This is a genomic window from Micromonospora humidisoli (assembly GCF_016900955.1).
GTDB classification, from domain to species: Bacteria; Actinomycetota; Actinomycetes; order Mycobacteriales; family Micromonosporaceae; genus Micromonospora; species Micromonospora wenchangensis.
The window spans coordinates 90079-103200 of the sequence record NZ_JAFEUO010000006.1; the positions used below are offsets into that span (position 1 = coordinate 90079).

Sequence of the window (13122 nt, forward strand, 5' to 3'; positions counted from 1 at the left end):
GACCGAAAGGACGAGCCATGTTCCACAGGACGCGGCGCCGCGTGGCGATAGCCGCTGCCGGGCTGCTCACCCTCACCCTCGTCGGGGCCTGTTCCGACGACGCCCCGGACGCCAAGGACCTCGACGGCAACCGGGCCGGCGCGATGGCCGACTACGGGATCGACAAGCAGTTCACGGCCACCGAGCCGCTCTCCTTCCCCATCCTCTACAACAACCACCCGAACTATCCGCTCAAGGACGACTGGCTGTTCTGGTCGGAGCTGACCAAGCGGACGAACGTCAAGCTCGAACCGGTGGCCGTGCCGCTGAGCGACTACGAGCAGAAGCGCAGCCTGCTGATCGGTGCCGGCGACGCCCCGCTGATCATCCCGAAGACGTACCACCCGGCGGAGAACGCCTTCGTCTCCTCCGGCGCGATCCTGCCGGTGAGCGACTACCTGGACCTGATGCCCAACCTCAAGGACAAGATCGCCAAGTGGAACCTCCAACCGGAGTTCGACACGCTGCGACAGTCCGACGGTAAGTTCTACCTCCTGCCCGGCCTGCACGAGAAGCCGTGGGCGGAGTACTCGATCGCGATGCGCACCGACATCCTGGAGCAGCTCAACCTCCAGGTCCCCAAGACCTGGGATGAGCTGTACACGGTGCTCAAGGCGATGAAAGCGCGCTACCCCGACACCTACCCGTACTCGGACCGGTGGAGCAAGCCGAACCCGGGCGGGGAACTGCTGAGCATCGTCGGCGCCGCGCACGGCATCCGGACCGGCTGGAGCTGGAACCCCGCCACCTGGGACCCGGCGGCCAAGAAGTTCGTCTACACCGGTGCCACCGAGCAGTACAAGCAGGTGATCGTCTACCTCAACAAGCTGGTGGCCGAGAAGCTGCTCGACCCGGAGAGCTTCACCCAGACCGATGACCAGGCCCGGCAGAAGCTCGCCAACGGCAAGTCCTTCGTGATCGGCAGCAACGCCCAGACCCTGGTCAACGACTACCGCCCCGACCTGGCCAAGACCCTGCCGAACGCCAAGCTGACGAAGATCCCGCTGCCGGTCGGCCCGGCCGGCGAGATCAACCCGGCCAGCCGGTTGGAGAACGGCGTCATGATCTCCAAGAAGGCCCGGGACAGCAAGAACTTCGTGGCGATGATGCAGTTCATCGACTGGCTGTACTACTCCGACGCCGGTCAGGAGTTCGCCAAGTGGGGCGTTGAGGGCACCACCTTCAGCAAGGACGCCGCCGGCAAGTACACCCTCAACCCCGACGTCGACATGATCGGGCTCAACCCCAAGGGCAGCAAGCACCTGCAGAAGGACTTCGGCTTCGGCAACGGGGTGTTCGCCTACGGCGGCAAGCTCGACCTGGTGCAGTCGTTCTTCTCCCCGGAGGAGATGGAGTTCCAGAAGGTGATGAACGCCCGCACGCCGCTGCCGGTGGACCCGCCGGCCCCGCTCACCGACGAGGAGCGGGAGCAGGCGTCGCTGTGGGAGACCCCGCTGAAGGACCACGTCGTGCAGAACACGCTCAAGTTCATCCTCGGCCAGCGCCCCCTCACCGAGTGGGACGCCTACCTCGGCGAGCTGAAGGCCAAGAACGCCGACCAGTACATCGGCCTGGTCAACAAGGCACACGAGCGGTTCGAGAAGGACAACGGCTGACCGACCCGGCCCGCCGGGACCCGCAGCGGGTCCCGGCGGGCCGGGCACCGGACCGGCGAGCACCGGAGGACACCACGATGCGGATCACCGTTCCCGCCCGACCCGTGGGGCGGCTCACCGACGCCTGGCGGCGGTGTGTCGGCACCGGGCGATTCGAGTTGGCCCTGCGCCGCGACTACCAGGACTCGCTGGCCCTGATCCAGCAGGACATCGGGTTCCGGCACATCCGGGGGCACGGCCTGCTCAGTGACGGCGTCGGCGTCCACCGCCCCTACCGGCACGGCGGCGAACGTCTGGTGCACCACTCCTTCACCTACGTCGACCAGGTCGTCGACGCCTACCTCGGGTTGGGCATCCGACCCTTCGTGGAGCTGGGCTTCATGCCCGAGGCGTTGGCCTCCGGCGAGCAGACGGTGTTCTGGTGGCAGGGCAACGTCACCCCGCCCCGCTGCTGGTCGGAGTGGGCCGACCTGGTCCGCGCCACGGTGGCCCACCTGGTCGACAGGTACGGCCTCGACGAGGTGCGCAGCTGGCCGATCGAGGTGTGGAACGAGCCGAACCTGCCCGACTTCTGGCAGGGCGCCGACCGCGACGCCTACCACCGCCTCTACGAGGTCACCGCGCACGCGGTCAAGGAGGTCGACGCCGGGTTGCAGGTCGGCGGCCCGGCCATCTCACCCGGCGCGGACGACTGGTGGGCACCCTTCGCCGACTTCGTCACCACGCACGACGTGCCTGTCGACTTCGTCAGCCGGCACGCCTACACCTCCGGCCCCGCCCAGCACGTGCCGTTCGGCACCCACCAGACGCTGTCCCCGGCGTCGTCGCTGCTGGAACAGTTCGCCGCCCCGCGCCGGCACCTGTACGGCACCGCGCTGGCCGACCTGCCGGTGCACATCACCGAGTTCAACTCCTCCTACCGGCCGGACAACCCGATCCACGACACGGCCTTCCACGCGGCCTACCTCGCCCCGGTGCTGGCAGCCGGCGGCGACCTGGTCGACTCCTTCTCGTACTGGACGTTCAGCGACGTGTTCGAGGAGGTGGGGGTGCCGACCGCGCTGTTCCACGGCGGGTTCGGCCTGCTCACCCACCGCCAGATCAAGAAACCCACCTACCACCTGTACGCGTTCCTGGCCCGGCTCGGGGGCGACGTGCTCGCCCGGGGCGCGGACCACCTGGTCACCCGGCACCCCGACGGACGGGTCGCCATCCTGGCCTGGGCGCCGGTGGACGTGACCGGCCTGCACCCGGTGCCCGACAGACATCCGCTGGCGCTGTCGGTGCCGGTGGCGTCGGCCACGACGACGGGCGGGGAGGCCACCTCGGCCTTCCTGCTCCGCTCCTCGGTCAGCGAGGACGCCGGCAACGCCTGGACGGCCTGGAGCGAGATGGGCCGCCCCCGGTCGCCCCGCCCCGGGCAGCTCGACACCCTGCGGGAGGCCGCCGAGCCGGCCCGCTCGCATCGCGCCCTGCCGGTCACCGCCGGCCGGGTCGACCTCGACCTCGACCTGGCCCGGCACGAGGTCACCCTCGTCGAGTTGGCGGCGGTACGCGACGAGACCCCGCCGTGGTGGGACGGTGCCCGGCTGCTCGGCGGCCCGCCGTCGACCGACCGGGACGGGCGGCCGTGAGCGCGCAGACCTGGCGGGAGGTCGGCGACGGCCCGTTGTCGCGGGCCGCCGCCACGGTGTACACCGTGCTCGTCGTCGGGTCGCTGCTGATCCTCACCACTCTGCCCGGACTGGTCCCGGTGCTCCTGCTCAGCCGTGACGCGAGCAACCTGCCGCTGGTGGCGCTCTGCCTGCTCCCGGTCGGTCCGGCCGTCTCCGCCGCCCTGTACGCCCTGCACCACCAGCGCCCCGACCTGACCGACCTGCGGCCCGCCGCCCGGTTCCGGCAGGGCTACCGGGCCAACCTTGCGCAGGCGCTGCGGATCTGGGCGCCGCTGCTGCTCTGGCTGACCGTCATCGCGGTCAACCTCACCCACCTGCCGGTCGCCGCTGTCCCCACCGGATGGGCGGTGCCGCTGCTCGCGGTCGGGGTGGCGGTCACCCTGGTCGGCGGCAACGCGCTGGTGATCGCCTCGCTGTTCACCTTCCGCACCCGGGACGTGCTCCGGCTGGCGCTGTACTTCCTGGTCCGTACGCCCACCGTCACCGTCGGCACCGCCCTGCTGCTGGCCGCCGCCGGGGCGCTGACCGTGCTCGTCTCCGAGGCGCTGCCGGTGCTGCTGGCCGGCCCGTTCGTCCTGGCGTACCTGCGGGTCGCCACCCCGATGACCGACCTCGTGCGGAAGGAATTCACCCGATGACCAGCCCCGCCAACGCCCCTGTCACCGCGACCGACCCGGCGTCCCCGCCGCCGCACCCGGCGTGGCTGCCGCCGGAGGCGTTCCGGGCGATCGGCGCGCGTCGGGTGCTGGTGCACGGCGAGGGTCCGCCCGTCGAGACGGTCCACGACGAGGTGGCCCGCGCCTGCGCCCGGTACGGCGGCCGGGTGGAGCGCACCGCCGCCGGGCCGGTCGACCTGGTGCTCGCCCTGCGCGACTCGGGACCACTGCCCGAGGTGGTGCCGCCCGCCGCGAGGACGGCCCCGGACCCCGACGGCGGGTCGCCGGGCGACGAGGGCTTCCTGCTGACCCGCTCCGACGGCGTCACGATCGTGCTGGCCGACGCCCCGGTCGGACTGCTCTACGGGCTGTTCCACCTGGTCCGCCTCGGCGAGGCCGCGTTCACCGGGGAGCAGCCGGCGCGCACCCACCGGCCCGCGCTGCGCCGCCGGATGCTCGACCACTGGGACAACGTGGCGGTGCATCCGGTGATGGGGCAGGTGGAGCGGGGCTACGCCGGCGGGTCGATCTTCTGGCGGGACGGCCGGCCGCGCGGCGACCGGGAACGGCTGCGGGCGTACGGGCGGCTGCTCGCCTCCACCGGGGTCAACGCGATCTCGGTGAACAACGTCAACGTCGGCCCCACCGAGGCGCTGCTGCTCACCGAGCGGCTCGACGACGTGGCCGAGATCGCCGACCTGCTGCGCCCGTACGGCGTGCGGGTACACCTGTCGGTGACCTTCGCCGCCCCCGTGCTCCTCGGTGGCCTGCCCACCGCCGACCCGCTCGACGAGCAGGTGCGCGACTGGTGGGAGAGCACCACCCGCCGGGTCTACGCGCGCGTCCCCGACTTCGGCGGGTACGTCGTGAAGGCCGACTCGGAGGGGCAGCCCGGCCCGTTCAGCTACGGCCGCGACCACGCCGACGGGGCCAACCTGCTGGCCGCCGCGCTCGCCCCGCACGGGGGAGTGGTGCACTGGCGGGCGTTCGTCTACGACCACCGGCAGGACTGGCGGGACCGCACGACCGACCGGGCCCGCGCCGCGTACGACCACTTCGCCCCGCTGGACGGGCGGTTCGCCGACAACGTCGTGCTCCAGGTGAAGTTCGGCCCGGTCGACTTCCAGCCCCGCGAGCCGGTTTCGCCGGTGATCGCCGCCATGCCGGCCACCCGGCTGGCGGTGGAGTTGCAGGTGACCCAGGAGTACACCGGCCAGCAGTGGCACGCCTGCTACCTCGCCCCGTGGTGGCACGAGGTGCTGGCGTTCCGGCTTTGGGGGCCGGGGGAGCGCAGCGTCGCCGACGTGCTGGCCGACGTGCCCGGTCCGGGACCCCGCCGGGGCGGCGACCTGGTCGCCGTGGCCAACGTGGGCGACGACCCGTTCTGGTGCGGGCACCCGCTGGCCCAGGCCAATCTGTACGCCTTCGGCCGGCTGGCCTGGGACCCGCGGCTCGACCCGACGGCGCTCCTCGACGAGTGGATCGACCTGACCTTCCCGGCGTCGACGGTCGGTGACCCGACCCTGGTCCGCGAGACGCTGCACGCGGTGCTGGACGACTCGTGGCGCATCTACGAGCGGTACACCGCCCCGTTGGGTGTCGGCTTCATGGTCAACCCGGCCGGCCACTACGGGCCGGGGGTCGACGGCTACGAGTACAGCCGGTGGGGCACCTACCACTTCGCCGACCGCGACGGCGTCGGGGTGGACCGGACCCGGGCGACCGGCACCGGCATGACCGGCCAGTACCCGCCGCCCTGGTCGCAGGTGTACGAGTCGCTGGAGCAGTGCCCGGACGAGCTGCTGCTCTTCTTCCACCACGTGCCGTACTCCCACGTGCTGCACAGCGGCAGCACGGTCATCCAGCACATCTACGACACCCACTTCGCCGGGGTGGCGGAGGTGGAGGCGATGCGGGACCGGTGGGCCGGGCTGGCCGGGGTGATCGACCCGGCGGTGCACGAGCGGGTCACCGAGCGTCTCGCCGAGCAGTTGCGCTGCGCGACCGAGTGGCGGGACCAGGTCAACACGTACTTCTTCCGCAAGTCCGGGGTGCCCGACGCCCGGGGCCGCCGCATCCACTGACCGCCCGCCGCGTCTCGTGCCGGCGTGGACCGACCCGCCGGGACGTGGCACGATCACGAGGGTGACCGGCAGATCCGCCTCCGACCAGCACCTGCGCGACCTGGCCCGGCTGCGTCGGGTGCGGGACCGGATCGACCGCGAGTACGCCAGGCCGTTGGACGTCGAGGCGCTCGCCCGGGGGGTGCACATGTCGGCGGGTCACCTGAGCCGGCAGTTCCGCCGCGCCTACGGCGAGGCACCCTACTCCTATCTGATGACCAGGCGGATCGAGCGGGCGATGGCGCTGCTGCGCCGGGGCGACCTGAGCGTGACCGAGGTCTGCTTCGCGGTCGGCTGCGCCTCCCTGGGCACCTTCAGCACCAGGTTCACCGAGCTGGTCGGCATGCCGCCGAGCAGCTACCGGGCGCTGGCGGCGCAGGGGTCGGCCCAGTTGCCGCCGTGCCTGACCAGACAGGTGGCCCGGCCGGTCAGGAATCGAGAAGCACCCGCCCCGGTCATCACCTAGCGTGAGCGGCATGGATCTCACCATCGACACCTGCGTCCTGCCGCACGACGACCCGGACGCCTCGCTGGCCTTCTACCGCGACATCCTCGGCTTCGAGGTCCGCAACGACGTCGGCGGGGGGAAGATGCGCTGGATCACCGTCGGGCCACCCGGCCAGCCCGGCACGTCGATCCTGCTGGCCCCGCCGGCGGTCGACCCCGGAATCACCGACGAGGAACGTCGGACCATCGCCGAGATGATGGCCAAGGGCACCTACGGCTGGCTCATGCTGGCCACCCCCGACCTCGACGCCACCTTCGACAAGGTGCAGGCCGGCGCCGCCGAGGTCGTCCAGGAGCCGATCGACCAGCCGTACGGGGTGCGCGACTGCGCCTTCCGCGACCCGGCCGGCAACCTGATCCGGGTCAAGGAGCTGCGCTGACCCCCGCCCGGCCGGTGGGGTGGCCGGTCAGCAGTAGGTCCAGTCGCCCCACTGGTCGGTCGGCACGTTGCAGGTGCTGCCGCGGGCCCAGGTCCCGTTCGAGTAGTAGAAGTTGACGGTCACGAACCCGCGCCACCACCACCCGTAGAGCTGACCGTAGCCGGACGAGTCGAGCGGGATCGAAGGGGAGTAGACCCAGTCGCCCGACTGGTTGTATCCCTCCAGGTAGACGAATCCGTAGGCCGGGCCGCTGTAGTTGAAGGCGATCTGCTGGCCGTTCGAGCCGGCCACCGCCGCCGGGGCGGCGGCCGTGACGGCGACCACCGTGACGGCCGTACCGACAGCGATCCTGCCGATTCTCGTCGGTATCCGCATGTTCACCTCTTCTGACCGGGGCGTCGACGTGGCTGGTGGCGACTGGAGGGACACGGGTCGGTCTCCTGCTGCCGGAGGGAGCGGCGGTCGCCGTCAGAAGCAGGAGGTCCAGTCCGAACCGCTCTGCTCGGTCGGTACCCAGCAGGTACGGCTGTCCCGGCTGGTCCCGTCGGCGTAGTAGAAGTGCACCGTGACCCACCCCTTCCACCACCAGTCGCTCAACGCCCCGTAGCCGGTGGCACCGAGGTAGATCGACGGGGAGGTCACGTACTGCCCGTTGTTGTTGGTGCCCTCAAGGGTGGCGCGGCCCCAGGCGGGACCCCAGTCGAAGTAGACCTGTTGCCCGTTCGAGCCGGCCCGGGCCGGCGTCGCGGCGGACAGGCCACCGGCCACACCGACCGCCATCGCGACGGTCGTGGCGAGGAGCCGGCCCGTCCGCGCCCGGCCCGCGGCGGTCCGTGCTGTCGTCATGGCATCAACCTCATTCCACCGTGTCCATCCGTGTACGTACGGTAGACCTTGGCGGGTCGGATGCCCAGACGTCCCGGCCCTTCCCGTGCTCACCAGGGGTGGACGGTGCCGTCCTCCAGCCGGTTGACCGGCAGGTACGCCGGCGCGTACGGGTAGCGGGCCGCCGCCTGTTCGTCGATGTCCACGCCGAGGCCGGGGGTCTCCGCCGGGTGCAGGTAGCCGTCGGCGTAGTGGTAGCCGTGCGGGAAGACCTCGTCGGTGGCGTCGGTGTGCCGCATGTACTCCTGGAGGCCGAAGTTGGGGATGGCCAGGTCGAGGTGGAGGGCGGCGGCCATGCAGACCGGGGAGAGGTCGGTGGCCCCGTGCGAGCCGCTGCGCACGTGGTGCAGCGCCGCCAGGTCGAAGATGCGCCGCAGGTGGGTGATGCCGCCGGCGTGCACCACCGTGGTGCGGATGTAGTCGATGAGCTGCTCCCGGATGAGCTGGGCGGCGTCCCAGACGGTGTTGAACACCTCGCCGACGGCGACCGGGGTGGTGGTGTGTTGGCGGATCAGCCGGAACCCCTCCGGCAGTTCGGCGGGGACCGGGTCCTCCATCCAGGTCAGCGCGTACGGTTCCAGGCTCTTGCCCAGCCGGGCGGCCTCGATCGGGCTGAGCCGGTGGTGCACGTCGTGCAGCAGCCGCAGGGTGGGGCCGAACTCGTCGCGTACCCGGGCGAAGACCGTCGGGACGTGCGCCAGGTAGCGTGCGGTCGACCAGGTGGCCTCGCTGGGCAGGGCCGCGTCGGCCGGCTCGTAGAACATCTTGTCGGCGCTGACCCCGTAGGTCTTCGGCAGGCCGGGCACGCCGCACTGCACCCGGACCGCCCGGTAGCCGAGGTCGACGTAGCGGGCGACCTCGGCCAGCACGTCCTCGACGGTCTCGCCGTTGGCGTGCCCGTAGACGGTGACCCCGTCGCGGGACCGGCCGCCGAGCAGCTGGTAGACCGGCAGGCCGGCGACCTTGCCCTTGATGTCCCACAGCGCGGTGTCCACGGCGGCGATCGCGCTCATCGTCACCGGTCCCCGCCGCCAGTAGGCGCCCTGGTAGAGGTACTGCCAGGTGTCCTCGATCCGGGCCGGGTCGCGCCCGATCAGCAGGGGCACGACGTGGTCGCGCAGGTAGGACGCGACGGCCAGTTCCCGGCCGTTGAGGGTGGCGTCCCCGACGCCGGTGACGCCCTCGTCGGTGACGATCTTCAGGGTGACGAAGTTGCGGCCCGGACAGGTGACGATGACCCGGGCGTCGACGATCCTCATGCGGCCTCCTCCGGATGGCGACGAAGGCCGTCTGGTCCGTCTCGGGCGGACGAGGGCCGTGGTCCATCGCGCGGGCACGGCAGGTGGGCGCGACGACGCCGGGGGACCGGTCGTCGCCGGTCCGGCCCGGCTCCGGGCCCGCGCGGTCGCCCCGAAGTCTGGAACCGCCCGCGCAGGCGTGTCAAGGGTCGGCCCGACCGAACGGATGTGACCGCTCACCTGTTCCGCGTATGTCGGCTGCTCGATGGCTGGTCGGAGCGGTGATCGTGGATGCCGTGCCGGGGCCGCTCAGGATGGTTACGGCAGTGTTACATGGATGCGCCTTGACGGATTCCATGTGAGCGCTAACACTTGCCCCCAACGATTGAACGGAGAACGGCATGGATGCAGGCGCGAAGCCGCAGGACCGGTACGTCGTCGGCGTCGACTACGGCACGCTGTCGGGTCGGGCGCTGGTGGTGCGGGTCGGCGACGGCGCCGAGCTGGGCACGGCGGTGCACGAGTACCGCCACGCGGTGATGGAGACGACGCTCGCCGTCGACGGCCAGCCCCTGCCGGCCGACTGGGCGTTGCAGGACCCGGACGACTACCGCGATGTGCTGCGTGAGGCGGTGCCCGCCGCGCTCGCCGCGAGTGGCGTCGACCCGGCCCAGGTGGTCGCCATCGGCATCGACTTCACCGCCTGCACCGTGCTGCCCACCCTGGCCGACGGCACGCCGCTGTGCGAGCTGCCCGACCTGCGTACCCGCCCGCACGCCTGGGTGAAGCTGTGGAAGCACCACGCCGCCCAGCCGCAGGCCGACCGGATCAACGAGCTGGCCCACTCCCGGGGCGAGTCCTGGATCGGCCGTTACGGCGGCAAGATCTCCGCCGAGTGGCAGTACGCCAAGGGGCTGCAACTGCTGGAGGAGGACCCGGAGGTCTACGCCCGCGCCGAGCGCTGGATCGAGGCCGCCGACTGGATCGTCTGGCAGCTGTGCGGCGTCGAGACCCGCAACGTCTGCACCGCCGGCTACAAGGGGCTGCTCCAGGACGGCCACTACCCGTCCCCGGCGTACCTGTCCGCGTTGAACCCCGGCTTCGCCGACTTCGTCGCGAAGATCGACGGACCGTTGGCGCAGCTCGGCGCGCGGGCCGGTGGGCTCACCGCGCAGGCCGCCGCCTGGACCGGGCTGCCGGAGGGGATCGCGGTCGCCGTCGGCAACGTCGACGCCCACGTCACCGCCGCCGCCGCGCAGGCGCTGACCCCCGGCCGGCTGGTCGCCATCATGGGCACCTCCACCTGCCACGTGGTCAACGGTACCGAGCGGGCCGAGGTGGCCGGCATGTGCGGCGTGGTCGACGGCGGGATCAGCGCCGGTTCCTGGGGCTACGAGGCCGGCCAGAGCGGCGTCGGCGACATCTTCGGCTGGTACGTCAAGCACGCCGCCCCCGCCGGCTTCGCCTCCCACGAGGAGCTGACCGCCGCCGCCGCGGCCCAGCCCGTCGGCGCACACGGCCTGGTCGCCCTGGACTGGTGGAACGGCAACCGCTCGCTGCTGGTCAACCACGACCTCAGCGGGGTGCTCGTCGGGCTCACCCTGGCCACCCGCCCGCCGGACGTCTACCGCGCGCTGCTGGAGTCCACCGCGTACGGCACCCGCATGATCATCGAGGCGTTCGCCGAGGCGGGCGTCCCGGTCGACGAGCTGATCGTGGCCGGCGGGCTCACCAACAACAGCCTGCTGATGCAGATCTACGCCGACGTGACCCGGCGTCCGCTGGGCATCATCGGCTCGGCGCAGGGCCCGGCCCTCGGGTCGGCGATCCACGCGGCGGTCGCGGCCGGAGCGTACCCCGACGTGCCGACCGCCTCGGCGGCGATGGGCCGGGTCGACCGTGAGGTCTATCGGCCCGACCCGGAGCGCGCCGACGCCTACGACGCGCTCTACGCCGAGTACCGCCGGTTGCACGACCACTTCGGCCGGGGTGGCGACGACGTGCTGCTGCGGCTGCGGGCGATCCGCAACGCCGCCCGCCGTCCGTCCGTCGCGCCCGCCGCCGAACCGACCACCGACCCCCTGGAGGTGCCGGCATGACCCTCGACCTCGACGCCGAGGTGGCCCGGCTGCGCGAGCAGGTGGCCACCCTGCACGGCGAGCTGGTGCGCTACAACCTGGTGGCCTGGACGGCCGGCAACGTCTCGGCCCGGGTGCCCGGCCGGGAGCTGATGGTGATCAAGCCGAGCGGGGTGTCCTACGACGACCTGCGGCCCGACAACATGATCGTCTGCGACCTCGACGGCGTCGTGGTCGACGGCGACCTCTCGCCGTCCAGCGACACCGCCGCCCACGCCTACGTCTACCGGGCGATGCCCGAGGTCGGCGGCGTGGTGCACACCCACAGCGGGTACGCCACCGCCTGGGCCGCCTGCGGCGAGGCGATCCCGTGCAACCTCACCGCCCAGGCCGACGAGTTCGGCGGCGAGATCCCGGTCGGTCCGTTCGCGCTCATCGGCGGGGACGACATCGGCAAGGGCATCGTGGCGACCCTGTCCGGGCACCGCTCACCGGCGGTGCTGATGCGCAACCACGGCGTGTTCACCATCGGCCGGGACGCCCGCGCCGCGGTGAAGGCCGCCGTGATGTGCGAGGACGTGGCCCGCACCGCCCACCTGGCCCGGACGCTCGGCACCCCGGTGCCGATGGCCCAGGCCGACATCGATTCCCTCTACGACCGCTACCAGAACGTCTACGGGCAGTCGGGGCCGTAACGCCCGACCGTCCGTCCTCGCCACCGGCCCGCCCCGGCGGACCGGTCGATCCACCGCAACCCGATGCTCCACCCCTGGAAGGTCCGGTCCGTCCGGCGTGCCGTGCCGGCCGGTTCTTCCGCGCACGCACCATCCCCCACCTCATCCCCGTACAAGGAGTCTTCACATGGCGAAGACCGGTATTACCCTCACCCGGCGCGGCCTCGGCGCGATTCTCGCCGCCGGCCTGCTGGCCGGCGGCCTCGCCGCCTGCGGCAACAGCGACACCGGCGGTGACAGCGACTCTAGCGGCGGCGGCAGCGGCAAGCTGGTCATCGGCTTCTCGCAGGTCGGCGCGGAGAGCGGCTGGCGCACGGCGAACACCAACTCGATCAAGGAGTCGGCCACCGAGGCCGGCTACGAGCTGAAGTTCGACGACGCGCAGGGCAAGCAGGAGAACCAGATCAAGGCGATCCGCAACTTCATCCAGCAGAAGGTCGACGTGATCGCCTTCTCGCCGGTGGTGGAGTCGGGTTGGGACACCGTGCTCAAGGAGGCCAAGGACGCCAAGATCCCGGTGATCCTGACCGACCGGGCCGTGGACTCGGCCGACAAGAGCCTCTACAAGACCTTCATCGGCTCGGACTTCGTCAAGGAGGGCCGGCTCGCCGGCGAGTGGCTGGTCAAGGAGAAGGCGTCCGCGGCCGGCCCGGTGAACATCGTCGAGCTGCAGGGCACCACCGGTTCGGCCCCGGCCAACGACCGCAAGAAGGGCTTCGCCGAGGCGATCGCCGCCAACCCGAACCTGAAGGTCGTCGCGTCGCAGAGCGGTGACTTCACCCGGGCCGGCGGCAAGCAGGTCATGGAGCAGTTCCTCAAGGCCAACCCGAAGATCGACGTGCTCTTCGCGCACAACGACGACATGGGCCTGGGCGCGCTGGAGGCGATCACCGCGGCGGGCAAGACGCCCGGCAAGGACATCACCATCATCACCATCGACGCGGTCAAGGACGGCATGCAGGCGCTGGCCGACGGCAAGTTCAACTTCATCGCGGAGTGCAGCCCGCTGCTCGGCCCGCAGCTGATGGACCTGGCCAAGAAGGTCAAGGCCGGCGAGGAGGTCCCCGCCCGGGTCGAGACCGAGGAGACCACCTTCACCCAGGAGCAGGCCAAGGCGGCCCTGCCCAACCGGAAGTACTGATCCGACCGGAGGCCGCCGCGTTCGGCGCGGCGGCCTCCGCTTCCGACGA

Annotated in this window: 12 protein-coding genes; 9 read left to right on the forward strand and 3 right to left on the reverse strand. The window is 71.6% G+C overall.

Features of this window, described 5'->3' with window-relative positions; genetic code table 11:
• Window positions 1–41: 41 nt before the first annotated feature.
• From JQN84_RS21930 to JQN84_RS21955, 6 genes are all read left to right on the forward strand, one after another.
• A complete protein-coding gene (locus tag JQN84_RS21930; protein ID WP_281896792.1) occupies window positions 42–1655 on the forward strand; it encodes an ABC transporter substrate-binding protein in 1614 nt (537 codons plus the stop codon).
• 77 nt (window positions 1656–1732) lie between these two features.
• Window positions 1733–3289: a GH39 family glycosyl hydrolase gene (locus JQN84_RS21935; RefSeq protein WP_204960412.1), complete on the forward strand. Its 1557-nt coding sequence runs from the start codon at window positions 1733–1735 to the stop codon at window positions 3287–3289.
• A complete protein-coding gene (locus tag JQN84_RS21940; protein WP_204960413.1) occupies window positions 3286–3969 on the forward strand; it encodes a DUF624 domain-containing protein in 684 nt (227 codons plus the stop codon). The genes JQN84_RS21935 and JQN84_RS21940 overlap by 4 nt, the downstream gene beginning before the upstream one ends.
• Window positions 3966–6071, forward strand: coding sequence for an alpha-glucuronidase (locus tag JQN84_RS21945; RefSeq protein WP_204960414.1), 2106 nt, complete (start codon window positions 3966–3968; stop codon window positions 6069–6071). The genes JQN84_RS21940 and JQN84_RS21945 overlap by 4 nt, the downstream gene beginning before the upstream one ends.
• Before the next feature lie 61 nt (window positions 6072–6132).
• Window positions 6133–6576, forward strand: a complete 444-nt coding sequence (locus JQN84_RS21950; RefSeq protein WP_204960415.1) for a helix-turn-helix transcriptional regulator — start codon at window positions 6133–6135, stop codon at window positions 6574–6576.
• A 10-nt stretch (window positions 6577–6586) separates the two neighbouring features.
• Complete coding sequence (locus JQN84_RS21955; RefSeq protein WP_204960416.1) at window positions 6587–6997, forward strand: VOC family protein; 411 nt, start codon at window positions 6587–6589, stop codon at window positions 6995–6997.
• Between the two features lie 27 nt (window positions 6998–7024).
• Here JQN84_RS21955 and JQN84_RS21960 read toward each other — a convergent pair whose 3' ends face one another.
• The 3 genes from JQN84_RS21960 to manD all read right to left on the reverse strand — a co-directional run bounded on the left by JQN84_RS21960 (window position 7025) and on the right by manD (window position 9141).
• Window positions 7025–7321: a hypothetical protein gene (locus tag JQN84_RS21960; protein ID WP_204960417.1), complete on the reverse strand. Its 297-nt coding sequence runs from the start codon at window positions 7319–7321 to the stop codon at window positions 7025–7027.
• 144 nt (window positions 7322–7465) lie between these two features.
• Complete coding sequence (locus JQN84_RS21965; protein ID WP_204960418.1) at window positions 7466–7843, reverse strand: hypothetical protein; 378 nt, start codon at window positions 7841–7843, stop codon at window positions 7466–7468.
• An 89-nt stretch (window positions 7844–7932) separates the two neighbouring features.
• Complete coding sequence (gene manD / locus JQN84_RS21970; RefSeq protein ID WP_204960419.1) at window positions 7933–9141, reverse strand: D-mannonate dehydratase ManD; 1209 nt, start codon at window positions 9139–9141, stop codon at window positions 7933–7935.
• A gap of 380 nt (window positions 9142–9521) precedes the next feature.
• Between manD and araB the strand changes: the two genes are divergently transcribed.
• From araB to JQN84_RS21985, 3 genes are all read left to right on the forward strand, one after another.
• Window positions 9522–11219 carry a ribulokinase gene (gene araB / locus JQN84_RS21975; RefSeq protein ID WP_204960420.1) on the forward strand — a complete coding sequence of 566 codons (1698 nt, stop codon included), beginning with the start codon at window positions 9522–9524 and terminating at the stop codon, window positions 11217–11219.
• Complete coding sequence (locus JQN84_RS21980; protein WP_088644181.1) at window positions 11216–11893, forward strand: L-ribulose-5-phosphate 4-epimerase; 678 nt, start codon at window positions 11216–11218, stop codon at window positions 11891–11893. Before araB ends, JQN84_RS21980 begins: the two co-directional genes overlap by 4 nt.
• Window positions 11894–12059: 166 nt before the next feature.
• Window positions 12060–13073, forward strand: a complete 1014-nt coding sequence (locus JQN84_RS21985) for an ABC transporter substrate-binding protein (RefSeq protein ID WP_204960421.1) — start codon at window positions 12060–12062, stop codon at window positions 13071–13073.
• Window positions 13074–13122 lie beyond the last annotated feature (49 nt).